The organism is Vibrio proteolyticus NBRC 13287 (assembly GCF_000467125.1).
Classification (GTDB): domain Bacteria; phylum Pseudomonadota; class Gammaproteobacteria; order Enterobacterales; family Vibrionaceae; genus Vibrio; species Vibrio proteolyticus.
In genome coordinates this window covers 175,754-201,988 of the sequence record NZ_BATJ01000009.1, presented here as the reverse complement: position 1 = coordinate 201,988, position 26,235 = coordinate 175,754, and the positions used below count along the sequence as shown (strand labels likewise).

Sequence of the window (26,235 nt, the reverse complement as noted above, 5' to 3'; positions counted from 1 at the left end):
TGCTGCCGATTTAAAGGTGCAACACGCGCTGCAATTCCGCCAGACTGGTGTGTCCCTGACGCAGCAGATCCGCAGCCGATTGCACCAGTGTCAGCATGCCCGACTGCACAGCCAGAGTTTCCAGTTCATGTTTGCTGGCTCGCGCGATCAACGCGTCTGCCAGTGGCGCCGTCAATGGCATCATTTCATACACGCCAACTCGGCCACAATAGCCATGGGTACAGTGAGGGCAGCCGGGCGCATGAGCTGAAAAACAGGAATGGGCGATATTGAGTTGGTGTTGCCAGTACTCAGGTAGAGCGTGTGTACGCTTACAGTGGGGGCAGAGCCGGCGCACCAGACGCTGCGCGATGATCAGCGACAACGAAGCCGAAAGATGGTACGGCGCGATGCCCATGTTCGTCAGACGGGTTAACGTCTCGGCGGCGGAGTTGGTGTGCAACGTGGACAGCACCAGATGTCCGGTTTGCGCGGCGGTCACGGCAATCTGGGCGGTTTCACTGTCGCGGATTTCACCCACCATGATGATGTCCGGATCCTGGCGTAAAAAAGCTCGCAGCGCAGTCGCGAAATTGAGGCCAATCGCCGAATCAATGTGAACCTGATTGACACCCGGCAGATTGATTTCGACCGGGTCTTCTGCGGTGGCGATATTGACCTGGCTGGTATTGATGTGTTTTAGGCCAGCATACAGCGACACCGTTTTGCCACTGCCGGTCGGGCCGGTGATTAATATCAATCCCTGGGGTTTACTCAGAGCACCAAGATACAGTTGTTGCTGCTTCTCGTTGAGCCCAAGCGATGTGATCTGTAGGGCCGTGGCCTGATTATCGAGTATGCGCAGCACCACTTTTTCACCCCACAGGGTTGGTAACGTCGAGACGCGCATATCAATCGCCTGTTGTTCACTGAGGCGTAGCTTGAGGCGGCCATCTTGCGGCAGACGTCGCTCTGCGATGTCCAGACGGGCGAGGATCTTCAGCCGGGCCGTCAGGCGGCGGCTGAGGTGGTTAACCGAATGCGGGCTGTCGACCAGAACGCCATCACAACGCAGACGAATACGATACTGGTGTTCATATGGCTCAAAATGGATATCGGAAGCCTGTCGCTGCACCGCATCCAGCAGAACCTGGTGAATGAAACGGCTGACGGGCGAGTCATCTTCCCGCAACAAGTCGGTTTCCTGGCGTTCTGCTGCGCTGTTGTCTTCCAACCCGGCCAGCTCTTCCTGTGATACCTCTTTGCTGGCTGACGTGCTCAGACTTGGATGACGGCCGTACAACTGGCGAATGGCACTCAACAGGTGGTCTGCACGGGCGATTCGGTATTCTATCGTCAGTCCGGTGGCAAAACGGAATTCGTTCTCGGCCTCTTTAACTGACGGATCTGCGACCGCCAGAATCAGGCACTGCGCATCGTAGGCCAGCGGCAGCGCCTGATAACGGCATATCAGCTCGCGCAGGGCGAACCGCTGACACACGGACTGATAATCGAAGTCAGCCAGCTCGATTATCGGCAGAGCAAACAGCTCGCCAATCTGATGCGCCAACTGACCGAGATCAAGATGAGTCAGGGCCATCAGGGCATTGGCGGCGTGGGGTGTCTCGTGCAGTGCGTTGTTGAGGGCTTCACCATCCTGACGGTTGAGTAACCCCGCCTGACTTAACACTGCGGCGAGAGACGAACCGGCCATCACGAGCAGCCGTTTGGTTTGATGTCGTTGCCAGCCCCACTGACCTGACATCCCCAGCCGCTGGTACCACGACTGAAGGTAATGGTGGCGCCATTGATTGAACTGTCGCTGAAGGTAAAACGCAGACCATCGTTGGATGAGAGGAGGCTGACAGTCCCCAGTGTGCTGGACCCGGCAGAGATACCGAGATCATTGGTCAGGCTGGCGCCACTGAGTGAGCTGTTCTGTTGATAGTAGATCTCGGCTGGGGTGATCAGGGACTTTATTGTCGCCAGTCCTGAGGCCATCTCACTTTTGGAGACATAGCTTTTGTAGGCCGGTACCGCAATGGCCGACAGAACACCGATAATCGCCACGACGATCATCAGTTCGATCAGGGTAAATCCGGAATGGGCGGTGCGCATGGTTGCTCCTTGCTGTTGGGAACGCAGTGGGCGTAGAGCGTAAGATGTGGTAAGGCGGGAAGACTAGCGCCTCAAGTGCCGTTCGCGAGCAAGGTAGAGCAGGGTGAGAGACCACAGACATATCAGCTGCAGGATTTTTCGGTCAGGCTCAAACAAAAAAGGAGCCATTGGCTCCTTTTTTGAGTAACGCTCAGTGATTACTGAAAGCGCATCGACAAATCCAGCGCTCGGACGTGTTTGGTCAGTGCGCCGACCGAGATGTAATCCACGCCCGTTTCGGCGTATTCACGCAGTGTCTCGAGGGTGACATTCCCGGAGTTTTCCAGTGCTGCACGCCCGGCGTTGATTTTCACTGCTTCACGCATCATATCGGTACTGAAGTTATCCAGCATAATGATGTCGGCCCCGGCATCGATAGCCTGGTTCAGCTCTTGCAACGATTCCGTCTCCACTTCAACCGGTTTTCCTGGGTTAAGGTGTTTGGCGGTTTTGATCGCTTGGGCGATTCCCCCGCAGGCGATGATGTGATTCTCTTTGATCAGATAGGCATCGAATACGCCGATACGGTGGTTGAACCCTCCGCCGCATGCGACAGCGTATTTGAGCGCGCTGCGCAGGCCTGGAATGGTTTTCCGGGTGTCCAGCAACTTACATTGCGTGCCTTGCAACTGAGCGGCGTATTGCGCAGTCACTGTGGCACAGCCGGACAGGGTCTGAATAAAGTTCATGGCATTGCGCTCGCCGGTGAGCAGAATGCGTGCCGGACCCGACAGTGTGCATAAGGTTTGGTTAGGGATGACCGCTTCACCGTCCTGAACATGCCAGTCGATAGTGACTTCGCCGCCCAACTGACGAAAGACTTCGTCGGCCCAGGCTTGCCCGCAGAAGATACCGTGCTCACGGGTGATGATGGTCGCGACGTTGTGGGCATCGGCTGGGATCAGACTTGCGGTGATGTCCGCAGCGGGATCTAACGTGCCTCCCAAATCCTCTTTGAGCGCATCGGTAACGGCTCGGGAAATTTCCTTGGGAAGCTGCTGTTTCAGGTAGTCCAGGCGCGCCTGACTGTTGTGTGTCTCTTTCATCGCAAATCTATAACCGGGTTAAACAGAGAGGGCATAATACGCGGAGTGGGGACGAAATTCAGCCATTAATCTCGCATTTCAGCGCAGGCAGGATAAAATCAGCAACAAATGAATGCGTAAAGGCTAACAGTATGATTGATCACGCCGGCTGGTATCACAATGCCAGACACGTCCCTTCTCCGTTTTATGATCAACGCAGTGATGAACAGGATATTTCTTTGCTGGTGATTCATAACATCAGCTTGCCGCCCGGGCAGTTTGGCGGACCATACATTGAACAGTTTTTTACCGGCCGGTTGAACCCGGATGAGCACCCGTTTTTTAACGTGATCCATCCGTTGCGGGTCTCGGCGCATTGTTTGATCCGCCGTGACGGTGAAGTGGTGCAGTTCGTGCCGTTTCGTGCAAGAGCCTGGCATGCCGGCACCTCATCATTTGCCGGGCGTGATCGATGCAATGATTATTCGATAGGTATCGAGCTGGAAGGCAGTGATTTTGTTGCGTACAGCGACGCTCAGTATCAGGCGCTGAATGAGCTGACCCAGGCGTTGATGTTGGCCTATCCGGCGATCACCTTGCCGCGGATCACCGGACATCAGTATATCGCGCCGCTGCGCAAAACCGACCCGGGCCTGGTGTTTGACTGGTCACGGTATAAAGGCGCACTGAGCAGCCAATAGGTGCGTGCGCCAGTCTCGGAGTTAAAGCGAGTCGTGATACTCGATTAGGATCTGTTCTACCCAGGTCTGGATGCGCTCATCACTGAGTTCATATTGGGAATCTTCGTCCAGCGCCAGGCCGACAAACTGACGGCCGTCGGCGGTCAGTGCTTTTGATGCATCAAACTGATAGCTGTCATCGTTTGGCCAGTAGCCGATGATATTAGCGCCCGTCTTGCGAATCTCCTCGTGCAGCAGCCCCATCGCATCGAGAAACCATTCGCCATAGCCTTCTTGATCGCCTAAGCCGAACAACGCGACGGACTTGCCGTTTAACGGTACGCCATCGATGTGCTCCCATATTGCGCTCCAGTCTTCCTGAATTTCGCCGAAATCCCAGGTTGAGATGCCTAATATCAGCAGATCGTAGTCACTCATCAGGGTAAGAGGTGTTTCTTTCACATTGTGGATGTCTACCAAGTCCTCGCCAATAATTGCGCGCATTTTTTCCGCCGCCATTTCGGTATAGCAGGTGGTGGAACCGTAAAAAAGACCGATCTTCATACTTCTCTCTAATCGTGATGAGTTTTAGCGAATTCTAACCATAAATTGGCCGTGATTGCAGTGAATATCACGTTGTTGCACGATTTTTTATAGCTTTCAACGGCTTGCTGTCTTAACCTGATGGCTGTTTGAAACGAGGTACACCGTGTCAGAAATCATGTCTCCCGACCAAGGGATCGTTGAACAGTTTTTGGATGCCATGTGGATGGAGCGGGGTCTGTCGGAAAACACCCTAGCGTCCTATCGTAACGATTTGCTCAAGTTGCTCCAGTGGATGGAGAAGCACCATTATCGTCTCGATTTTATCAGTCTGTCCGGTTTGCAGGAGTATCAGACCTGGCTGGTGGATCAGGATTATAAACAGACCTCACGGGCGAGAATGCTCTCGGCGATTCGCCGTTTGTTCCAGTATCTACACCGTGAGAAAGTTCGCGCCGATGACCCGAGTGCGCTACTGGTCAGCCCCAAGCTGCCTAAGCGTCTGCCGAAAGATCTTACTGAAGCTCAGGTGGATGCCTTGCTCGACGCGCCGGATCCAAACGATCCGGTCGAGCTGCGTGACAAAGCCATGTTGGAACTGCTGTACGCCACCGGCTTGCGGGTGACGGAGCTGGTTAGCCTGACCATGGAGAACATCAGCCTGCGTCAGGGGGTGGTGCGGGTGATCGGTAAAGGCGGCAAAGAACGCCTGGTTCCGATGGGCGAAAATGCGGTTGATTGGGTGGAGACTTTCCTCGAACAAGGTCGCGCTTTCCTGCTCGGGGAGCAAACCTCCGACGTGGTCTTCCCCAGTAAACGCGCGCGCCAGATGACACGCCAGACGTTCTGGCATCGGATCAAACATTACGCAGTGATCGCCGGGATTGATACCGACTCGCTGTCACCGCACGTGTTGCGCCATGCGTTTGCAACCCATTTGCTCAATTACGGCGCCGACTTGCGCGTCGTGCAAATGTTGCTGGGCCATAGTGACTTATCCACGACCCAAATTTATACTCATGTAGCAACGGAACGACTTAAACAAATTCACAGCGAGCACCATCCGCGTGCCTGAAGTAAGGTAAATCTCATGAGCGTATTACGCCGAATGACTCTGCTGGCGCTGCCACTGTTTGTGGCGGCCTGCAATGCTGAAACGAAAGAAGTGAGCCCGCAAGCACCACAAGTGGCTCAGGATCAAACTGCATCGATCGATAAATCTGTTTTTCAACAACGTTTTGCGCCGTTAGGCCTGGAAGTGATTGATGTGACCTCGGCAGACATCGCCGGAATGGTCGAAGTACAGACTTCTGGTGGCGTGCTGTTTGCGTCACCGGATGCTAAGTTCTTTATCGCCGGCACCCTGTATCAGATGAATGACCAGGGCGGTTACGAAGACGTGTTGGCCAAGCGCCAGGCACCGATCAACGCCCAAAAAATCGCCTCGATGAGCGACAACGTGATCGAATACAAAGCGGACAAAGAAAAATTTGCCGTGACGGTGTTTACCGACATTACCTGTGGATATTGCTCGCGTCTGCACAGCCAGATGCAAGGCTATAACGATCTCGGTATCACGGTTCGTTATATGGCTTACCCGCGTCAGGGCGGCACTGGTCAGGTGGCCGATCAGATGGCGGCTATCTGGTGTGCGGACGATCCGAAACAGGCGATGAACCTGGCCAAAACGCGACGTGAACTGCCGGAGCAGAATGACAAATTTGCGCAGTGTCAGCAGATCGTCAAAGGCGATTATAATTTGGGACGAGAGCTGGGTATCAGCGGCACGCCAGCGATCTTCATGCCGAACGGGGAAATGGTCGGCGGCTATCTGCCACCGGCGCAACTGATTCAACGTCTGCAACAAACTCAATAAGGAAACCCGGGCCTCTACTGAGAGGCCCTTTCGCCTATGATAGAAATTCAACGTCGTCCTGAACCTGATCTTTCTCTGCTGCCTGACACCATCCATCCGCTGTTAAAACGCATTTACATCAACCGGGGTATTCGTTCGCCTGACCAGTTAGAAAAGGCGGCCAAAGCGTTGCACTCCTACCAGCAGTTAGGCGGGATTGAGGCTGCGGTAGAACTGTTATTTGAGGCGATCAAAGACCAACGGCGTATTATTATTGTCGGTGACTTTGATGCCGATGGTGCCACCAGTTCGGCCTTATCCGTGTTGGCGCTGCGTATGCTGGGCTCGCACAACGTCGATTATTTGGTCCCCAACCGTTTTGAAGACGGTTACGGGCTTAGCCCGGAGGTGGTCAATCAGGCCATCGAACTGGGCGCTGAAGTAATCATGACGGTGGACAATGGCGTGTCGTCGATTGAAGGCGTACGCTACGCCAAGCAGCAAGGGCTGCAAGTGCTGGTCACCGACCACCATCTGCCAGGGCATGAATTGCCAGAAGTCGATGCGATGGTGAACCCAAACCTGCAGACCTGTGCGTTTCCATCCAAAGCACTGGCTGGGGTGGGGGTGGCATTTTACCTGATGATGGCGCTGTGTGTGCACATGCGCAAAACGGGCTGGTTCAGCGAGCAGGGGATGGTTGAGCCCAAACTGATGGAACTGATCGACCTGGTGGCGCTGGGGACGGTGGCCGATGTGGTGCCGCTGGACGAAAACAACCGTATTCTGGTGCATCAGGGGCTGCAACGTATTCGTGCCGGTAAAGCGCGCCCGGGGATCCAGGCGCTGATTGAAGTGGCCAAACGGGATGCCCGCCGACTGGTGGCGTCGGATTTTGGCTTTGCGCTCGGGCCACGCATTAACGCGGCAGGCCGCTTGGATGATATGTCGTTCGGAGTGGAATTGCTGCTCAGCAACAATATTCATGCTGCACGGCGTATGGCGAGCGAGCTGGACGGACTCAATCAGACGCGCAAAGAGATTGAAGCGGGAATGAAGCAAGAGGCTATGGCGTTTTGTGAGCGCTTGCAGTTCGGTGAAAACAGCGAGCTGCCGCATGGCTTGGTGCTGTTCCAGCGCGACTGGCACCAGGGCGTCATCGGCATTCTGGCGTCGCGAATCAAAGAGCAGTTCCACCGGCCGGTAATTGCGTTTGCCGATGGCGGCGAAGGAATGATCAAAGGCTCGTGCCGCTCAATCCCCGGGCTGCATATGCGCGATACGCTCGATCGCATTGATACTCAGAATCCTGGGCTGATCCTCAAATTTGGCGGTCATGCGATGGCGGCCGGTTTGACGATTCAGGAGCAAAACTTTGAGCGGTTTGCCCGCCTATTTGATCTGGCGGTGAAACAGGATCTCGATGATGCCGCTCTGAAAGGTGTGGTGCTCTCAGACGGTGAACTGAAGCCGGAAGAGTTTTCAATGCACGTTGCCGAGATGCTGCGTAGTGGCGGGCCGTGGGGGCAGGCATTTAACGAGCCTGTGTTCGACGGCGAGTTCAAAGTGCTGCATCAGAAACTGGTGGGAGAAAAGCACCTCAAACTGATGCTGGAACCTTTGTTCAAAGGCCACCCAACCAACATCATGCTGGATGGTATTGCGTTCAATGTCGATTTGCGCCGCTGGCCGGATGCGTCGGTTAAAACGGTGCGCCTGGCTTACAAACTCGACATCAATGAGTTTCGTGGTAATCAATCACTACAGCTGATGATAGAGCATCTTGAAGCCAATTGAGCTCTAGATTAATTAGAAATAAGCCGACCTTTTGATAGGTCGGTTTTTTATTACCAGTCGATAGGTTGGAACGCATTCCGTGCCGATTTTGACCTCAGAAAGGGGGCGAGTGCACGAATTGAGGGCGGAATAACCAAAGCGTCATTTTTCTTTAAAACTTCCCCATTACTGTCGTTTCTGGCCCGCTATTTCCCCATCCGTATACATTTTGTAATTGGTCTGACCAATTATATTGCCGTTTTAATAGCCACTTGTTATCAAAGTGTTGAGCTGTGTTCCGTTCTATGATTTAGGTCAATTTTTGGCTGGACAGTCACGTTTTAATTATGTTAATTTCTCCGTCAATTTAAAATTGGTATTACCAATTACCTGCACGAGTAGAAGAACAATAAATTATGGCTTATCAAAGGATTCGTCAGCCTAAGCTTTCTGATGTGATTGAACAGGAGTTAGAACGGCTGATTGTGGAAGGAACACTCTCTCCAGGGCAACAACTGCCACCGGAGCGCGAGCTGGCAAAACAGTTCGACGTGTCTCGTCCATCCGTTCGGGAAGCCATTCAACGCCTGGAAGCCAAACGTCTCCTGACCCGTCGTCAGGGCGGTGGCACCTTTGTCAGCGAGAACATTTGGCAGAGCTTTTCAGATCCTCTGCTAAATTTATTGTCTAGCCACTCTGAAACTCAGCTGGATTTACTGGAAACGCGTCACGCGATGGAAGGAATCTCAGCCTATTTCGCAGCATTGCGTGGTACCGAAGAAGATTTTGCGCGTATCCAGCACTGTCTGGAGCGGATCAGTAACGCCCAGTCGAGCAAGAACCTGGAAGATGAAGCGGCGGAAGTCATGCAATTTTTGATTGCCCTGACGGAAGCGGCCCATAACGTGGTTCTGCTGCACATCGTTCGCAGCCTGGCTCCGTTGCTGGAGCAAAATATTCTGCAGAATTTTAAGCTATTACGTCGCCGCCCTGAAGCGGTGGAGAAAGTAAGTAAACACAGAGCTAATATCGTGGATGCGATCGTTGCCGGACAGCCTGAAAAGGCGCGTGAAATGTCTCATTCGCACTTAGCTTACATTGAAGAAACATTGTTGGATCTGACCCGGGAAGAGTCTCGTCGCGAGCGTTCTCTGCGTCGGATGCAACAGGGCAATGACTCATAACGACGATTTGCAAGTTTAATAGATCCAACCAACAGAAGGATAGATCGCCATGTCTGATATGAAGCATGACGTAGATGCACTGGAAACTCAAGAATGGCTAGCCGCCCTTGAGTCAGTAGTACGTGAAGAAGGTCTAGAACGTGCTCAGTTCCTACTAGAGCAAGTTCTGGACAAAGCACGTCTGGACGGTGTTGACATGCCAACTGGAATCACGACGAACTACATCAACACGATTCCAGCAGATCAAGAACCTGCATACCCAGGTGACACTACACTTGAGCGTCGTATTCGTTCCATCATCCGCTGGAACGCAATCATGATCGTTCTGCGTGCATCTAAGAAAGACCTTGAGCTGGGCGGCCACATGGCGTCTTTCCAGTCTTCTGCTGCATTCTACGAAACATGTTTCAACCATTTCTTCCGTGCGCCAAACGAGAAGGATGGTGGCGACCTAGTTTACTACCAAGGTCACATCTCGCCTGGCATCTACGCTCGTGCATTCGTTGAAGGCCGTCTAACTGAAGAGCAGCTAGATAACTTCCGTCAAGAAGTCGATGGTAAAGGTATCCCGTCATACCCACACCCTAAACTGATGCCGGAATTCTGGCAGTTCCCGACCGTATCTATGGGTCTGGGTCCAATAGCTTCTATCTACCAGGCTCGTTTCCTTAAGTACCTAGAAGGCCGTGGCCTGAAAGATACTTCTGAGCAGCGCGTATACGCGTTCCTGGGTGACGGTGAGATGGATGAGCCAGAATCACGTGGTGCTATCTCTTTCGCTGCGCGTGAGAAGCTAGACAACCTGTGTTTCCTAATCAACTGTAACCTTCAGCGTCTAGACGGCCCTGTCATGGGTAACGGTAAGATCATTCAAGAACTTGAAGGTCTGTTCAAAGGTGCTGGCTGGAACGTAGTGAAAGTAATCTGGGGTAACAACTGGGATTCACTACTAGCGAAAGATACCACTGGTAAGCTTCTACAGCTTATGAACGAAACGATCGATGGCGATTACCAAACGTTCAAAGCGAAAGATGGCGCATACGTACGTGAGCACTTCTTCGGTAAGTACCCAGAAACAGCGGCACTCGTTGCTGACATGACTGACGACGAAATCTTCGCACTTAAGCGCGGTGGTCACGAGTCTTCTAAGCTATACGCGGCATACAAAAACGCGGCAGACACTAAAGGCCGTCCAACGGTTATCCTGGCTAAGACGGTTAAAGGTTACGGCATGGGTGACGCGGCTGAAGGTAAGAACATCGCGCACCAAGTTAAGAAGATGGACATGACTCACGTACTACACCTACGTGATCGTCTAGGCCTACAAGATCTTCTAACTGATGAAGCAGTGAAAGAGCTTCCGTACCTGAAACTTGAAGAAGGTTCAAAAGAGTACGAATACCTACACGCTCGTCGTAAAGCGCTACACGGCTACACGCCTCAGCGTCTACCTAAGTTCACTCAAGAACTAGTGATCCCTGAGCTAGAAGAGTTCAAACCTCTGCTAGAAGAGCAGAAGCGTGACATCTCTTCTACGATGGCATTCGTACGTTCACTGAACGTTCTGCTTAAGAACAAGAACATTGGTCAGAACATTGTTCCTATCATTGCGGACGAAGCACGTACATTCGGTATGGAAGGTCTATTCCGTCAAATCGGTATTTATAACCCGCACGGCCAGACTTACACACCAGAAGACCGTGGCGTGGTTTCTTACTACAAAGAAGCGACTTCAGGTCAGGTTCTGCAAGAAGGTATCAACGAGCTAGGTGCTATGTCTTCATGGGTTGCAGCAGCAACTTCATACTCGACAAACGATCTGCCAATGATTCCGTTCTACATCTACTACTCTATGTTCGGTTTCCAACGTGTTGGCGACATGGCGTGGATGGCGGGTGACCAACAAGCACGTGGTTTCCTACTGGGTGCAACGGCTGGTCGTACCACTCTGAACGGTGAAGGTCTGCAGCACGAAGATGGTCACTCGCACATCATGGCGGGTACAGTTCCTAACTGTATCTCTTACGATCCGACATTCGCTTACGAAGTAGCGGTCATCATGCAAGACGGTATCCGTCGCATGTACGGTGAGCAAGAGAACGTGTTCTACTACCTAACGCTAATGAACGAGAACTACGCAATGCCAGCAATGCCAGAAGGCGCTGAAGAAGGCATTCGTAAGGGTATCTACAAGCTGGAAACTTACACAGGTTCTAAAGGTAAAGTTCAGCTAATGAGCTCTGGTACTATCATGAACGAAGTACGTAAAGCAGCTCAAATCCTGAGCGATGAGTACGGTGTTGCATCTGACGTTTACTCTGTAACGTCATTCAACGAAGTAACTCGCGACGGTCAAGCGGCAGAGCGTTACAACATGCTACACCCAGAAGCGGAAGCGCAAGTACCATACATTCAAACAGTAATGGGTACTGAGCCAGCTATCGCAGCAACTGACTACATGAAGAACTACGCAGAGCAGGTTCGTGCATTCATCCCTGCTGAATCTTTCAAAGTTCTTGGTACTGATGGCTTCGGTCGCTCAGACAGCCGTGAAAACCTACGTCGTCACTTCGAAGTGAACGCAGGTTACGTAGTCGTAGCAGCGCTAACTGAACTAGCGAAACGTGGCGAAGTTGAGAAGTCTGTAATTGCTGAAGCAATTAAGAAATTCGACATCGACACTGAAAAAACAAACCCGCTATACGCTTAATTAAGAAGGTAGATAAGAAATGGCAATCGAAATTAATGTACCAGACATCGGTGCGGATGAGGTTGAAGTTACTGAGATTCTTGTAAGCGTTGGCGACAAGGTTGAAGAAGAGCAGTCTCTGATCACTGTTGAAGGCGATAAAGCTTCTATGGAAGTGCCTGCTTCTCAAGCGGGTATCGTTAAAGAAATCAAAGTTGCAGAAGGCGACAAGGTTTCTACTGGTTCTCTAATCATGATTTTCGAAGCCGAGGGTGCAGCTGAAGCTGCACCTGCTCCTGCGGCGGAAGCAGCTCCAGCAGCAGCTCCAGCTCCAGCAGCAGCGGCAGAACTGAAAGAAGTTCACGTACCAGATATCGGTGGTGACGAAGTTGAAGTTACTGAAATCATGGTAGCAATCGGCGACAGCATCGAAGAAGAGCAATCTCTGATCACGGTAGAAGGCGACAAAGCTTCTATGGAAGTGCCTGCACCATTCGCAGGTACGCTTAAAGAGATCAAAGTAGCAGCAGGCGATAAAGTATCGACTGGCTCTCTAATCATGGTATTCGAAGTAGCAGGTTCAGGTGCTCCAGCAGCAGCTCCTGCGGCAGTAGAAGCACCAGCGGCAGCAGCTCCAGCAGCATCTGCAGCGAAAGAAGTTAACGTTCCAGATATCGGTGGCGATGAAGTAGAAGTGACTGAAATCATGGTAGCCGTTGGCGATACAGTGGAAGAAGAGCAATCTCTGATCACTGTTGAAGGCGACAAAGCTTCTATGGAAGTGCCGGCACCATTCGCTGGTACGGTTAAAGAAATCAAGATTGCAGCTGGCGACAAAGTGTCTACTGGCTCACTAATCATGATTTTCTCTACAACGGAAGGCGAAGTAGCGGGCGCAGCTCCAGCACCTGCAGCGGCTCCAGCTCAAGCAGCAGCACCAGCAGCTCCGGCTCCTAAAGCAGAAGCTCCAGCGGCAGCAGCAACAGGCGATTTCAAAGAGAACGACGAGTACGCTCACGCGTCTCCGGTTGTTCGTCGTCTAGCTCGTGAGTTCGGCGTAAACCTTTCTAAGGTTAAAGGCAGCGGTCGTAAGAGCCGTATCCTGAAAGAAGACGTACAGAACTACGTGAAAGAAGCGCTTAAGCGTCTTGAGTCTGGTGCAGCAGCATCTGGCAAAGGCGACGGTGCCGCTCTTGGTCTACTACCGTGGCCAAAAGTGGACTTCAGCAAGTTCGGTGAGACAGAAGTTCAACCGCTATCTCGCATTAAGAAGATCTCGGGTGCTAACCTACACCGTAACTGGGTAATGATCCCACACGTTACACAGTGGGATAACGCAGACATCACGGCTCTTGAAGCATTCCGTAAAGAGCAAAACGCGATTGAAGCGAAGAAAGACACTGGCATGAAGATCACGCCACTTGTGTTCATCATGAAAGCAGTAGCTAAAGCGCTTGAAGCGTTCCCTGCGTTCAACTCTTCTCTATCAGAAGACGGTGAGAGCTTAATTCTGAAGAAATACGTGAACGTTGGTATCGCAGTAGATACACCAAACGGTCTGGTTGTTCCTGTATTTAAAGATGTGAACAAGAAAGGCATCTACGAGCTATCAGAAGAGCTAATGGCTGTTTCTAAGAAAGCTCGTGCTGGTAAGCTAACTGCGGCTGACATGCAAGGTGGCTGTTTCACAATCTCGAGCCTGGGCGGCATCGGCGGTACTGCGTTTACGCCAATCGTAAACGCGCCAGAAGTGGGTATCCTGGGTGTGTCTAAGTCAGAGATGAAGCCGGTATGGAATGGTAAAGAGTTCGAACCGCGTCTACAGCTTCCACTGTCTCTATCATACGACCACCGTGTGATCGATGGTGCGGAAGGTGCGCGCTTCATCACTTACCTGAACGGTTGTCTGAGCGATATCCGTCGTCTGGTTCTGTAATAGAATTGGCATCCATCAGAGGCGGCATTAGCCGCCTCTGCTAATAGAAATATCTGACAATTCAGTTAAGAAATCGCTTTTCCAAATTGAATTGTTGTACAGCTCACAGGCTAAATTGATTTACTTTTCACACCATTAACAACTCTGTAAACTGTTGGCGGTCTGAAAAAGCATCTGTTTAAAACGAACCACTCTTAAACATATAAAATCAATACCCCACTCAGCCTGTTAGGGATAATGACTACAAGAGGTCAAAATGAGCAAAGAAATTAAAGCCCAGGTAGTAGTACTTGGTGCCGGTCCTGCTGGTTACTCCGCTGCTTTCCGTTGTGCAGACCTAGGTCTGGACACTGTTCTTATCGAGCGTTACAGCACTCTTGGTGGTGTGTGTCTAAACGTGGGTTGTATCCCATCTAAAGCACTGCTTCACGTAGCAAAAGTTATTGAAGAAGCAAAAGCACTTGCTGATCACGGCATCGTATTTGGTGAACCTCAGACTGACATCGATAAAGTTCGTCTGTGGAAAGAAAAAGTAATTAACCAACTGACTGGCGGTCTTGGCGGCATGGCTAAGATGCGTAAAGTGAATGTGGTTAACGGCTTCGGTAAATTTACTGGTCCTAACACGATTGAAGTGGAAGGTGAAGACGGTAAGACGGTCGTCAACTTTGACAACGCGATTGTCGCGGCGGGTTCTCGTCCAATCAAACTGCCATTTATCCCGCATGAAGACCCACGTATCTGGGACTCTACGGATGCACTTGAGCTGAAAGAAGTACCAGGAAAACTGCTGATCATGGGCGGTGGTATCATCGGTCTGGAAATGGGCACGGTTTACCACTCTCTGGGTTCACAGATTGATGTGGTCGAAATGTTCGATCAGGTGATTCCTGCCGCGGATAAAGACATCGTTAAGGTGTACACCAAGCGCATCAAAGACAAGTTTAACCTGATGCTGGAAACCAAAGTAACCGCAGTTGAAGCGAAAGAAGACGGTATCTACGTTTCCATGGAAGGCAAGAAAGCGCCAGCTGAAGCCGAGCGTTACGATGCTGTTCTGGTTGCTATTGGCCGTGTACCTAACGGTAAACTGCTGGACGCGGAAAAAGCGGGTCTGGAAGTGGACGAGCGTGGCTTCATCAATGTTGATAAGCAAATGCGCACTAACGTACCACATATCTTTGCTATCGGTGATATCGTGGGTCAGCCAATGCTGGCGCACAAAGGTGTGCACGAAGGCCACGTAGCGGCAGAAGTGATTGCAGGTAAGAAACACTACTTCGATCCTAAAGTGATTCCTTCAATTGCGTACACTGAGCCAGAAGTCGCATGGGTAGGTAAGACTGAGAAAGAAGCGAAAGCGGAAGGCATCAACTACGAAACGGCGACTTTCCCATGGGCAGCGTCTGGCCGTGCTATCGCCTCTGATTGTGCTGATGGTATGACTAAGCTGATCTTCGATAAAGACACCCACCGTGTGATCGGTGGTGCTATCGTCGGTACAAATGGCGGTGAACTGCTGGGTGAAATCGGTCTGGCGATTGAAATGGGCTGTGATGCCGAAGACATCGCTCTGACGATCCACGCTCACCCAACTCTGCATGAGTCAGTGGGTCTGGCAGCGGAAGTCTTTGAAGGTACGATCACTGACCTGCCAAACGCAAAAGCGAAGAAGAAAAAATAATTCGCTGAGCCACTAGCAAAAAAACCGCTGACGAGTCAGCGGTTTTTTTATATCTGTTGATTAACAAGCTCTGAGCGCCGGGCAACAAAAAAGGCCGTGAATATCACGACCTTTACCGCTTGGGTTACCCGTTTACTGATGCTTGTAAATGCACAGCATATCCAGATAACTCTGAACCAGTTTTTCCAGCTCATCTTTGTTCTTGGCACGGTTAGCCTGAACAAACAGTGAGTAGCAGATACCCTGGAACAGGTTTGCCAGATCTTCCGGACTGTGTTGATCACAGACTTCACCACGCTCGATCGCCTTAGCGAACATGTTCTGAACCAGTAGCTGGTTGGTGCGGTTAGACGACACAAACAGCGGCCAGACTTCATCACGGGTGGATGCGCTCCATTCGAACCAGACTTTCAGCCAATGACAATCTTCAGCAACCAGAGTGATCATCGATGTGGTCAGATTACGAAGGTTTTCTTTGGCGTGAATATCCAGATCGATATTTTCGGTCAGGAAGTTGGAGAACTGACGTACGACGTGAGTAAGAACGTCGTCTACCAGATCTTCACGGGTTGGGAAGTAGTTGAATACCGTTGCGACTGAAACCTGTGCGATTTCAGCGATGTCCGCGTGGCCGCCGCGACCAATCCCGCGTCGGGCGAAAACCTCAAGGGCGATTTCCATCAGTTGAAGTTTACGCTTTTGCGGCGATAAGCGCGTACGCGGTCTTTTCGCTATAGAATCCATATTGTTATCCTTGCCAATTGAGTTGTAGTGTGGGCTTATGCCCTATTGTTTATTTTATAATTTGCTTACAGCTCAATGAGTGTACTGGTGCATATCTCATAGGTCAATGATTTGTGATGAATTAGTAACCAAGATAGCGAAAAATGTGCAGACCTATTCACTTCATCATGCAAGTTTGCCGATTTTGGCGAATCATTTAACTAACTTGCGCAGGGATGGTAAGATACGCGCCAAGTCAATTCAGCAGTGGAATCGTTTGCGTTACGACACTGCGACCACCCGAAGAAACGAGATTGGTATGAAACACACAGTTGAAGTCATGATCTCTGAGCAGGAAGTTCAGGATCGCGTTCGTCAGTTAGGCAAGGAAATCACCGAATTCTACAACGGCAGTGAGGATCTGGTTCTGGTTGGTTTGCTCCGTGGCTCGTTTGTCTTTATGGCTGACCTTGCTCGCGCGATTGAACTGACGCATCAGGTCGACTTTATGACGGCCTCAAGCTACGGCAACGCGATGGAGAGCACGCGTGACGTTCGTATCCTGAAAGACCTGGATGATGACATCAAAGGGAAAGATATTCTGCTGGTGGAAGACATCATCGATACGGGCAACACGCTTAATAAGGTCAAAGAGATTCTGTCTCTTCGCGAGCCAAACTCGATTCAGATCTGTACGCTGCTGGATAAGCCATCCCGTCGCGAAGTCAACGTGGACGTGAAATGGATTGGTTTTGAAATTCCGGATGAGTTTGTCGTAGGGGTCGGGATTGATTACGCCCAGAAATACCGTCATTTGCCTTACATCGGCAAAGTGGTGCCTCAGGAATAAAAAAATGCCCGTCTCAGACGGGCATTTTTTATAGCCAAACTCAGGCCTTAACGACACAAAAGTTTGTGCTCTGGGTTCAAAATGGTTTCCATGGCTTTCTGGTAAGACGCTTCGATCGCCTCACGTGAGCTGGAGCGCACGCCCAGATATTCGAGTTTACCGTCGCCAATTCCGTACACCACGCCGTGGATTTCCACGTCCTGCCCGCGTTCCCAGGCATTCTGCATGATGGTGGAATTACCAAGATTGTTCACTTGTTCCGCGACGTTGATTTCGCCGAGCTTGTCAGCCCGATCTTCCGCCGGCATGGCGTCAAGGTATTCACGGTGTTTGAAGTACAGATCGCGAATGTGCAGCAGCCAGTTGTTGATCAATCCCAGCTGCGGGTTGTCGATCGCTGCATTCACCCCGCCACAGCCATAGTGGCCGCACACGATAATGTGTTTGACTTTGAGCACGTCGACCGCGTACTGCACCACGGACAGACAGTTGAGATCGGTATGAATGACCTGGTTCGCCACGTTACGGTGAACAAACAGTTCGCCGGAATACAAACCCGTCAGGCGTTCAGCCGGGACGCGGCTGTCAGAACATCCTATCCACAAGAAGTCCGGCTTTTGTCCTTCGGCGAGTTGGGTAAAGTACTCCGGGCGCTCTGATTTAATCGATTCAGACCACTTGGAGTTGTTTTCAAAAAGCTGTTTAATTTCCGGCATCTTAACACTTCCCTAAAAATCTGTTTCCAATATACACAATGTTACAATTTCAGGCTCGAAAAAATTCGGTCAATTCCGACTCCTCTGACGTCTTACATGACTGAAATATCATATTCTTACGCACTAAGATAACTATCAGTTATAAGTCAATACCACTCTGATCTAGATAAACGGCTGCATCTTCTGCGCCGCTTTGTTAGCGTATTGCGATTTTTTTCTTTTCCTCTGGGAGTTTAGTCGTGTTTGGAAGTCGATTTGAGGATATGAACATTAAAGGTGATCTGTTTGGTGGTGTTACCACCGCGATCATTTCCCTGCCGCTGGCTCTGGCTTTTGGGGTGGCCTCAGGAGCCGGGGCGGAAGCCGGTCTGTGGGGGGCCATTATGGTGGGGCTGTTTGCGTCATTGTTTGGGGGCTCATCAACGCTGATTTCAGAGCCTACCGGGCCAATGACGGTGATCATGACCGCGGTGCTGACCAGCATGGTGGCACGCTATCCGGAAGCCGGGATGGCGATGACATTCACTGTGGTGATGATGGCCGGCGCTTTTCAGATCCTGCTCGGAACACTCAAGCTGGGTAAGTACGTCACCTTGATGCCATACAGCGTGATTTCCGGCTTTATGTCGGGTATCGGGGTCATACTTGTTATCCTGCAACTGTCGCCGCTGCTTGGGCAGGCAGCGCCCGCCGGCGGGGTGATGGGAACCTTGTCGGCGTTGCCAGAGATTGTCGCCAATATGAAGTTCAGTGAGTTGTTTCTGGGCGTGCTGACACTCGCTATTTTGTTTTTCTTTCCGCCGAAATACCGCCGCTATGTACCAGCTCAACTGGTCGCACTGGTGGCCGTGACGCTATTGTCGGTGGTGGTGTTTGACAGCGATGCGATTCGTCGTATTGGAGAGATCCCCAGTGGGCTGCCTTCGCTCGTGATCCCGACCATTGATGCCTCAACATTCACCACCATGGTGATTGACGCGCTGGTGCTTGGTACACTCGGATGCATTGATACCCTGTTGACGGCGGTGATCGGTGACTCACTGACGCGCAAAGAGCACGACTCAGACAAAGAGCTGCGAGGTCAGGGGCTGGCCAATATGATCTCTGGTCTGTTTGGCGCGCTGCCAGGGGCGGGCGCAACCATGGGCACAGTGACCAATATTCAGGTGGGCGCACGTTCGCCTCTCTCTGGCGTGGTGCGGGCGTTGGTATTGGCGCTGGTGGTGTTGGTGGCTGGTGGGTTAACCGAACCGATCCCGATGGCCGTTTTGGCGGGCATCGCAGTGTATGTTGGTTTCAATATCCTCGACTGGAGCTTTATTCAACGGGCGCACCGGGTGAGTGTACAGGGGATGGCGATCATGTACGGCGTTATGCTGCTGACGGTATTCGTCGATCTGATTGCCGCTGTTGGTCTGGGCGTGTTTATTTCCAATATCCTCATCATTGAGCGTCTAAGCCGTGAACAGGCACGTCAGGTGAAAGCAATCAGTGATGCCGATGACGATGATGTGCCACTGACGGACAGCGAGCGGGCGCTGCTGGACAGAGCCAACGGAAAAGTGCTGTTTTTCTACCTGTCCGGGCCGATGATTTTCAGTGTCTCCAAAGCGATTTCTCGTCAACATGCCAGCATTGCCGATTATGACGCGATGATCCTCGATCTGACCGATGTGCCCATGATCGACGTGACCGTCGGATTGGCGCTGGAAAATGCGATCAAAGATGCTCAGGACGCAGATTGTGAGGTGTATTTGTTGTGCCCGAATGAGCATACGCGTCAGCAACTGGAAAAGTTCCATGTTCTGGAACTGGTATCAGCCGACAACACCTATAAGTTCCGTTATGAAGCGCTCAAAGCGGTGGTGAAGAAAAATGATCTGACTGAAGGGAGCGGGCAGGATGAATTAACTGCAGCGAACGGAGTGTAATGTCGCATTCTGGTCGCAAACGGTAGGGAAAGCACGCTGATTCTCAGCGTGCTTTTTTGTGTCAATAAATAATTAAAATCTAATATAGCCTTGAAAAGTGACGCATTTGTCATCATTTGTAACACGTTAATGATCAACACAGCGATACCCAGTTATGTACGCATTGGAAATAGAACACCTTCGCAAGACCTATGCAGGGGGCTTTGAGGCGCTTAAAGGCATCAGTTTGACGGTTGAAAAAGGCGATTTTTACGCCTTGCTCGGCCCCAATGGTGCTGGCAAGTCGACCAGCATAGGCATCATCTCTTCGTTGGTAAACAAAACCGCCGGTAAAGTGAGAGTATTTGGTTACGACATCGATACCGATCTGGAGCTGGCCAAACAGAACCTCGGGCTGGTGCCGCAGGAATTCAATTTCAATCAGTTTGAAACCGTTGAACAGATCGTCTTGCAGCAAGCTGGCTACTACGGGGTGCCCAAAGCGGTGGCGAAACAGCGCGCCGAGACATACCTGTCCAAGCTTGATCTGTGGGAGAAACGCAATGAACGGGCACGCAATCTGTCGGGCGGAATGAAGCGCCGGCTGATGATTGCACGGGCGCTGATGCATGAGCCGCAACTGCTTATCCTCGATGAACCGACCGCGGGTGTGGATATTGAGCTGCGCCGCTCGATGTGGGAGTTCCTCAAAGAGATCAACGCCGAGCAGGGCATCACCATCATCCTGACCACCCACTATCTGGAAGAAGCGGAAATGCTGTGTCGGCATATCGGCATCATCAACCGTGGGGAGCTGATCGAAAACACCACCATGAAAGACTTGCTCAGCAAACTGCATGTGGAAACGTTCATTCTCGATCTGGAACCGGGCAGTGACGTGCCGTCATTAGAGGGGGTAAACAGCCAGTTTATGGTGAATGGTTCACTGGAAATTGAACTGGATAAAGCACAGGGGCTGAATCCGATTTTCAGCCAGCTCAGCGAGCATGGGGTCAAGGTTCTGTCTATGCGCAACAAAGCCAACCGACTGGAAGAGCTGTTTGTCAGTATTGTCCGTGAACAGAGTGGAGCTCAGTAATATGTACCGTTTGTATTGGACTGCGTTTTGCAGTCTGCTGACCAAAGAGATCAACCGTTTTACTCGTATCTGGGTACAGACGCTGGTGCCGCCAGCGATCACCATGACGCTTTACTTTATTATTTTCGGCAGCCTGATTGGTTCGCGAATCGGCGAAATGAATGGCTTCAGTTACATGGAATACATTGTGCCGGGCTTAATCATGATGTCGGTGATCACCAACTCGTACTCTAATGTGGCGTCGTCGTTTTTCAGTGCCAAGTTTCAGCGCAATATTGAAGAGCTGCTGGTGGCTCCGGTGCCAAACTACGTGATTATTCTCGGCTTTGTGATGGGCGGCGTGGTGCGTGGCTTACTGGTCGGGGCAATCGTGACGTTTGTGTCACTGTTTTTTGTCGATTTGCAAGTTGAACACTGGGGCATCATCATTGCCACTGTGTTTATGACTTCGGTGGTGTTTGCTCTGGGTGGGTTGATCAACGCTGTGTACGCCAAAACCTTTGATGACATCTCAATTATCCCCACGTTTGTTCTGACGCCGCTGACCTATCTGGGCGGGGTATTTTACTCCATTAGTCTCTTACCGGAATTCTGGCAGGGTGTGTCGAAAATCAACCCGATCGTCTACATGGTCAACGCTTTCCGTTATGGCTTTTTGGGAGTGTCGGATGTCGGTATTGTTACCTCATTTGGGGTGCTGGGGCTGTTTGTGATTGCCTTGTACGCATTAGCGCACTATTTGGTGACCCGTGGCATTGGCCTGCGCAGCTAATCATAGGACGCAGCAAAAAAGGTCGACCCGAGGTCGACCTTTTTCATGGGCGGGAGGGGGTTATTCCTGCTCGGAATTGGCCTCACTGGCTTCTTCTTTGTTTTCTACTGCCAGATCAATCACGGCATTGTCAATCAAACGGGCTTTCCCCAGATAGGCTGACATCAGGATCACAGCCTGAGTGGAGTCGGCATTGATCACTTGCAGAGTGCGCGCATCGCGGATAAAGATTTCATCCGGCTGCAAATCGGCCGCGCGCAGCTGATCGTTGGCATCTTCAATGATCGAGGCATAATCGTCACGACCACCGCGCACTGCACTGCTGATCCAACGCATAGTACGGGCCAGAACCGGCGCACGCTGACGCTCATCGATGGTCAGCAGGTTGTTGCGTGAACTCATGGCCAGACCGTCCATTTCACGAACCGTTGCGACACCGACGATGTCAATGTCCATCGCCAGATCGTCCACCATTTGACGAATCACCGCCAACTGCTGGAAGTCTTTTTCCCCAAAACAGGCCACATCCGGCTGGACGATATTGAACAGTTTGGTGACGATGGTTGCTACGCCCCGGAAGTGGCCCGGACGGGAGGCGCCTTCCAGCATATGCGACAGGCCAGGAACTTCCACATAGGTCTGTTTATCCAGGCCATGTGGGTAGATGATCTCTGGAGTTGGGGTGAACACCAGCTCAACCCCTTCGGCGTTGAGCTTGCTGAGATCGTCATCCAGGGTCCGAGGATAATTGTTGAGATCCTCAGCCCGGTCAAATTGCATCGGATTAACAAAAATGCTGACCACAACGATGTCGGCGTGTTCACGTGCTTGGCGCACCAGCGTCAGGTGACCTTCGTGCAGGTTACCCATCGTCGGAACGAACGCGATTTTTCGACCTTCGCGCTTATACTGTTTGATCTGCTCACGCAGGCCAGTTACTTCAGCAAAAGTTTGCATTATCTGATCCTCTAGGCAATCGTATGGGCGTCATCAGGGAACGCGCCACTTTGCACATCTGCGATATATTTGGCAATCGCTGAGCGAATATCGCCCGTTTCTTTCAGGAAGTCTTTTGAAAACTTCGGCATGTAGTTGGCCGAGATACCCAGCATGTCATGCATCACCAGGATCTGACCGTCGGTTACATTACCGGCACCAATACCGATGACCGGAATGTCCAGTGCTTGGGTAATGCGTTCTGCCAATGCGGCCGGAACGCATTCTAAGACGATCAACTGCGTGCCTGCTTGTTGCAGTGCCAGCGCATCACTGACCATGCGGTCGGCGTTTTCCTGATCACGTCCCTGAACTTTGTAACCACCAAAGATGTTGACCGCTTGTGGGGTGAGTCCCAAGTGAGCACACACCGGTACTGAGCGCTCGGCCAACATACGGATGGTGTCGACCAGCCAGGCACCGCCTTCAATTTTTACCATGTTTGCGCCTGCCTGCATGATCTTGGCGGCATTCTCGCACGCCTGTTCTGGAGTGGCGTAACTCATGAATGGCATATCGGCCATCAGCAGACAGTTCGGGCTACCGGCACGCACACAGCGAGTGTGGTAGGCAATTTCATCAACCGTTACCGGTAGTGTGTCCGGGCGGCCCTGCAGCACCATGCCAAGAGAGTCGCCCACCAGCAAAACGGGCATATCCTGGCTTTCGAACAGTTGGGCGAAACTCGCATCATACGCGGTAGAAGTTGCAAATTTACGACCTTCCTGTTTCCACTTCATCAGGTCGTTTATGGTAATTTTTTTCATGGATTGTCCTTACTAGGAGTTGGCTAGGAGCGCCAAATACTGAGCCCATTGCGCGCGACTTGTTGTAGCAGGTCGGACAGCTCAGTCCCATCAGGGAGTTGTAAACTTGGTGCGATCTCGGCAAGCGGATAGAGCACGAATTCGCGCTCTTTCATTCCGTAGTGTGGAATGATGAGACGCTCGGAGTCGATCACCTCATTGCCGTAAAGCAAAATATCGAGATCTAAGGTTCTTGGGCCCCAGCGTTCGTCTTTACGGACACGCCCTTGTTCCTGCTCAATCGCTTGGGTGCAATCGAGCAGTTCTAAGGGGGTTAATTCGGTTTTTATCGCCACAACAGCGTTAATGTAATCCGGTTGATCCTGCGGGCCCATCGGGCTGCTGCTGTACAGCTGCGAAGCCTGGATAAACGCCGAACGTGGCAACTGAGCCAGCGCCTCGATCGCCTGCCGGGCCTGAGTCACCGGATCCGCCAGATTACTGCCTACGGCAATGTATGCCGTGATCATGAGCTTGCTTTGCTCTTTTTCTTACGAGGACTGCGACGGCGGCGGGAACCGGGCTTTTTACCACCGGCAGGCGTCGCGCTGTCTAAGTCGGCGACCATAGCCTGACGCATGTTGCGGCCGGCATTTTGGAAAGTTTCCCACCAATTAGCAAGCTCTTTGGTGTCTCCCCCCTCAATTTCACCGCGCATTTCAAGAAAATCGAACCCGGCTCTGAATTTATTCAGCTCCATCAGGCGGAATGCACGTTTTCCATTGCGGCGTGGCAGGCGCAGTTGCAACTGCCAGATTTCACGGATGGTCGCAGTGTGACGACGCGGGATGGCAATGGTGCGCACCTGATCATCTAAAATCTGGTTGCTGGCTTCCATGACGGCGTCGTAGTCGTTCATATTGCGCTCAGCCATCAGCTTGTCCGCCAGAGATAGCAATGGGTACCACAACATGGCCGCAAACATAAAGGCCGGATTAATCCGTTTGCCTTCTTCCATGCGCTGATCAGTGGAGTCCAGAACCTGATCCAACATCTGCTCCGTTGGTGAGGAGTAATCGTCGGTAAAGTGTTCAGAAATGGTCGGGAACAACTGCTGGAATAGGTTGTATTCGCGCAGCAGGTAATAGGTTTCCAGACCATGGCCTGATTGCAGCAGTTTGAGCGACTCTTCGTACAGGCGCGCAGATGGAATCTCGCGCAGCAGGTGCGCCAGTTCCTCAATCGGGGCCGCCGTGTCTTCCTCAATATCGAAATCCAGTTTGGCGGCAAAACGAATCGCACGCAGCATTCGGACCGGATCTTCGCGGTAGCGGGTCTGCGGATCGCCAATCAGACGGACCAGCTTGTCATTGAGATCTTCGGCGCCACCGGCGTAGTCGTGAATCGAGTAATCACGGATGTTGTAGTACATCGCGTTGATGGTGAAATCGCGTCGTTCGGCGTCTTCATCAATGCTGCCGTAGACGTTATCACGCAACAGCATCCCTTCTTTCGATTGCTGGGAGACGTTTTTGCTCGGTTCCTGATGGTGGCCACGGAAAGTCGCCACTTCAATGATGTCGCGGCCAAACATGATGTGTGCCAAACGGAAACGGCGGCCGATCAGACGGCAGTTGCGGAACAACTGGCGGATCTGCTCCGGCGTCGCATTGGTGGCGATGTCGAAATCTTTCGGCGTCGCGCCGAGCAACAAATCACGAACACCGCCGCCGACCAAATAGGCATCAAAGCCTGCACCATTGAGACGATACAGAACTTTCAGCGCGTTATCGCTGATTTGTTTGCGTGAAATATTGTGCTCTTCACGCGTAATCACGTTGAGCGCAAGTTGTGTTATCACGCGCGGAGCACGTGTTGTGTTGTCATCTATATTCATGTGCATCTGGCAATAATCAGTTAAGCCAACCCTGATATTGGCCCGTTTCAGCAAAAATTTGCCGCTAATAATAGCTTAAGGGGCGTCGTTTGAGAATCTTGGTGTGATCTCGATCGAATCAGGTAGTTGGCTAATGTGCCAATTATCAACGCCCCAAGCGATGATTTCTTCGATAGAACACGCGTTTATGTGATCCGTCAGCCTAAAGCCAAGAAATTGCATCGCATTGAGCAAGGTGGGTTTTGGGTTCATGACATCGATGGCGGTCGCGTGATTTTGCTTCGACAGCTTGTTTCCGTTGTCATCCATGGCCAGCGGCAGGTGCAGGTAACGGACCGGCGGCTGGTTGAGGGTTTTATAAAGACAGATCTGGCGTCCGGTCGGTTCTATCAGATCCGCACCACGCACCACTTCCGTAACCCCCTGATCGATGTCGTCTAATACTACCGCAAGGTTGTAAGCAAATAAGCCATCACGACGTTTTATAATAAAATCTTCATCTGCCAATGCCAGCGGAATGGCGATTCGGCCGTGTTTCTGATCGTGAAACTCGGTGACGGAATGCGCGACGTGCAGCCGAACGGCGTAGGGCCCGCTGTCACGCAAGCCCAGCTTACGGCATGTGCCGGGGTAATAGCCTCCGGCCGCTTTGATCTGCTTACGGGTGCACTGGCAATAATAGGCCTGGCCGCTTTGCAGCCATTGGTCAATCTGATTCTGGTATAAGTGGTGACGTTGGCTCTGGTATACCACCTCACCATCCCAGTGCAATCCGTATGCCTCCAACGCCGACAGGATCAGGCTGGCTGCTCCCGGCATTTCTCGCGGTGGGTCTAAGTCTTCGATTCTGACTAACCACCGGCCCTGCTGGGCTTTGGCCTGGAAGTAGCTGCCCAGTGCAGCCACCAGGGAGCCGAAGTGAAGCGGACCGGACGGTGACGGAGCAAATCGGCCTACATACTGCATCTCAATCACTCTGTGGGTAGTAAAAGCAAAAAGGGAGCATAGCGCTCCCTTT

The 26,235-nt window shown here is 51.8% G+C and carries 23 protein-coding genes; 12 read left to right on the top strand and 11 right to left on the bottom strand.

Going from position 1 to position 26,235, the window contains the following annotated elements; translation table 11 throughout:
- Positions 1 to 10 precede the first annotated feature (10 nt).
- The 3 genes from pilB to nadC form a co-directional block, all read right to left on the bottom strand.
- Positions 11 to 1,693: a type IV-A pilus assembly ATPase PilB gene (gene pilB / locus VPR01S_RS12780; protein ID WP_021705755.1), complete on the bottom strand. Its 1,683-nt coding sequence runs from the start codon at positions 1,691 to 1,693 to the stop codon at positions 11 to 13.
- The gene (locus VPR01S_RS12775) at positions 1,693 to 2,097 is read right to left on the bottom strand and encodes a pilin (protein WP_021705754.1); all 405 of its coding nucleotides are present in this window, start codon (positions 2,095 to 2,097) and stop codon (positions 1,693 to 1,695) included. Before VPR01S_RS12775 ends, pilB begins: the two co-directional genes overlap by 1 nt.
- Before the next feature lie 197 nt (positions 2,098 to 2,294).
- A complete protein-coding gene (gene nadC, locus VPR01S_RS12770) occupies positions 2,295 to 3,182 on the bottom strand; it encodes a carboxylating nicotinate-nucleotide diphosphorylase (RefSeq protein ID WP_021705753.1) in 888 nt (295 codons plus the stop codon).
- A gap of 131 nt (positions 3,183 to 3,313) precedes the next feature.
- On the opposite strand from nadC, the gene ampD reads away from it, so the two are divergent.
- Positions 3,314 to 3,862 (top strand): 1,6-anhydro-N-acetylmuramyl-L-alanine amidase AmpD, encoded by a 549-nt coding sequence (gene ampD, locus VPR01S_RS12765; RefSeq protein ID WP_021705752.1) that lies wholly within the window; start codon positions 3,314 to 3,316, stop codon positions 3,860 to 3,862.
- A gap of 21 nt (positions 3,863 to 3,883) precedes the next feature.
- Here the strand turns inward: ampD and fldB are convergent, their stop codons facing one another.
- Entirely contained in the window at positions 3,884 to 4,405 is a 522-nt protein-coding gene (fldB, locus tag VPR01S_RS12760; protein ID WP_021705751.1) for a flavodoxin FldB, read from the bottom strand.
- 157 nt (positions 4,406 to 4,562) lie between these two features.
- Here fldB and xerD point away from each other — a divergent pair, with 157 nt between their 5' ends.
- The 7 genes from xerD to lpdA all read left to right on the top strand — a co-directional run bounded on the left by xerD (position 4,563) and on the right by lpdA (position 15,508).
- On the top strand, positions 4,563 to 5,459 hold the full coding sequence (gene xerD / locus VPR01S_RS12755; protein ID WP_040902734.1) for a site-specific tyrosine recombinase XerD: 897 nt from the start codon (positions 4,563 to 4,565) through the stop codon (positions 5,457 to 5,459).
- Positions 5,460 to 5,474: 15 nt separating this feature from the next.
- The gene (locus VPR01S_RS12750; protein WP_021705749.1) at positions 5,475 to 6,260 is read left to right on the top strand and encodes a thioredoxin fold domain-containing protein; all 786 of its coding nucleotides are present in this window, start codon (positions 5,475 to 5,477) and stop codon (positions 6,258 to 6,260) included.
- Between the two features lie 36 nt (positions 6,261 to 6,296).
- On the top strand, positions 6,297 to 8,036 hold the full coding sequence (gene recJ / locus VPR01S_RS12745) for a single-stranded-DNA-specific exonuclease RecJ (protein WP_021705748.1): 1,740 nt from the start codon (positions 6,297 to 6,299) through the stop codon (positions 8,034 to 8,036).
- Between the two features lie 395 nt (positions 8,037 to 8,431).
- Positions 8,432 to 9,199, top strand: a complete 768-nt coding sequence (pdhR, locus tag VPR01S_RS12740; RefSeq protein ID WP_021705747.1) for a pyruvate dehydrogenase complex transcriptional repressor PdhR — start codon at positions 8,432 to 8,434, stop codon at positions 9,197 to 9,199.
- 49 nt (positions 9,200 to 9,248) lie between these two features.
- On the top strand, positions 9,249 to 11,909 hold the full coding sequence (gene aceE / locus VPR01S_RS12735) for a pyruvate dehydrogenase (acetyl-transferring), homodimeric type (RefSeq protein ID WP_021705746.1): 2,661 nt from the start codon (positions 9,249 to 9,251) through the stop codon (positions 11,907 to 11,909).
- Between the two features lie 19 nt (positions 11,910 to 11,928).
- Entirely contained in the window at positions 11,929 to 13,824 is a 1,896-nt protein-coding gene (aceF, locus tag VPR01S_RS12730; RefSeq protein ID WP_021705745.1) for a pyruvate dehydrogenase complex dihydrolipoyllysine-residue acetyltransferase, read from the top strand.
- Positions 13,825 to 14,080: 256 nt separating this feature from the next.
- Entirely contained in the window at positions 14,081 to 15,508 is a 1,428-nt protein-coding gene (gene lpdA / locus VPR01S_RS12725) for a dihydrolipoyl dehydrogenase (protein WP_021705744.1), read from the top strand.
- Between the two features lie 132 nt (positions 15,509 to 15,640).
- Here the strand turns inward: lpdA and VPR01S_RS12720 are convergent, their stop codons facing one another.
- Entirely contained in the window at positions 15,641 to 16,252 is a 612-nt protein-coding gene (locus VPR01S_RS12720) for a LuxR/HapR/OpaR family quorum-sensing transcriptional regulator (RefSeq protein ID WP_021705743.1), read from the bottom strand.
- 298 nt (positions 16,253 to 16,550) lie between these two features.
- Here VPR01S_RS12720 and hpt point away from each other — a divergent pair, with 298 nt between their 5' ends.
- Complete coding sequence (gene hpt / locus VPR01S_RS12715; RefSeq protein WP_021705742.1) at positions 16,551 to 17,081, top strand: hypoxanthine phosphoribosyltransferase; 531 nt, start codon at positions 16,551 to 16,553, stop codon at positions 17,079 to 17,081.
- Positions 17,082 to 17,128: 47 nt separating this feature from the next.
- On the opposite strand, the gene can is transcribed toward hpt, so the two are convergent.
- Positions 17,129 to 17,797, bottom strand: coding sequence for a carbonate dehydratase (gene can, locus VPR01S_RS12710; protein WP_021705741.1), 669 nt, complete (start codon positions 17,795 to 17,797; stop codon positions 17,129 to 17,131).
- A 239-nt stretch (positions 17,798 to 18,036) separates the two neighbouring features.
- Between can and VPR01S_RS12705 the strand changes: the two genes are divergently transcribed.
- The 3 genes from VPR01S_RS12705 to VPR01S_RS12695 all read left to right on the top strand — a co-directional run bounded on the left by VPR01S_RS12705 (position 18,037) and on the right by VPR01S_RS12695 (position 21,578).
- Positions 18,037 to 19,728: a SulP family inorganic anion transporter gene (locus VPR01S_RS12705; RefSeq protein ID WP_021705740.1), complete on the top strand. Its 1,692-nt coding sequence runs from the start codon at positions 18,037 to 18,039 to the stop codon at positions 19,726 to 19,728.
- 154 nt (positions 19,729 to 19,882) lie between these two features.
- Complete coding sequence (locus VPR01S_RS12700; protein ID WP_021705739.1) at positions 19,883 to 20,806, top strand: ABC transporter ATP-binding protein; 924 nt, start codon at positions 19,883 to 19,885, stop codon at positions 20,804 to 20,806.
- A gap of 1 nt (position 20,807) precedes the next feature.
- Positions 20,808 to 21,578: an ABC transporter permease gene (locus tag VPR01S_RS12695; protein ID WP_021705738.1), complete on the top strand. Its 771-nt coding sequence runs from the start codon at positions 20,808 to 20,810 to the stop codon at positions 21,576 to 21,578.
- A 60-nt stretch (positions 21,579 to 21,638) separates the two neighbouring features.
- Here VPR01S_RS12695 and panC read toward each other — a convergent pair whose 3' ends face one another.
- From panC to gluQRS, 5 genes are all read right to left on the bottom strand, one after another.
- Positions 21,639 to 22,535, bottom strand: a complete 897-nt coding sequence (gene panC, locus VPR01S_RS12690; protein WP_021705737.1) for a pantoate--beta-alanine ligase — start codon at positions 22,533 to 22,535, stop codon at positions 21,639 to 21,641.
- 11 nt (positions 22,536 to 22,546) lie between these two features.
- Positions 22,547 to 23,341 (bottom strand): 3-methyl-2-oxobutanoate hydroxymethyltransferase, encoded by a 795-nt coding sequence (panB, locus tag VPR01S_RS12685; RefSeq protein ID WP_021705736.1) that lies wholly within the window; start codon positions 23,339 to 23,341, stop codon positions 22,547 to 22,549.
- Between the two features lie 23 nt (positions 23,342 to 23,364).
- The gene (gene folK, locus VPR01S_RS12680) at positions 23,365 to 23,850 is read right to left on the bottom strand and encodes a 2-amino-4-hydroxy-6-hydroxymethyldihydropteridine diphosphokinase (RefSeq protein WP_021705735.1); all 486 of its coding nucleotides are present in this window, start codon (positions 23,848 to 23,850) and stop codon (positions 23,365 to 23,367) included.
- On the bottom strand, positions 23,847 to 25,223 hold the full coding sequence (gene pcnB / locus VPR01S_RS12675) for a polynucleotide adenylyltransferase PcnB (protein ID WP_021705734.1): 1,377 nt from the start codon (positions 25,221 to 25,223) through the stop codon (positions 23,847 to 23,849). The genes folK and pcnB overlap by 4 nt, the downstream gene beginning before the upstream one ends.
- A 69-nt stretch (positions 25,224 to 25,292) precedes the next feature.
- Positions 25,293 to 26,183 (bottom strand): tRNA glutamyl-Q(34) synthetase GluQRS, encoded by an 891-nt coding sequence (gene gluQRS / locus VPR01S_RS12670; protein WP_021705733.1) that lies wholly within the window; start codon positions 26,181 to 26,183, stop codon positions 25,293 to 25,295.
- Positions 26,184 to 26,235: the final 52 nt, after the last annotated feature.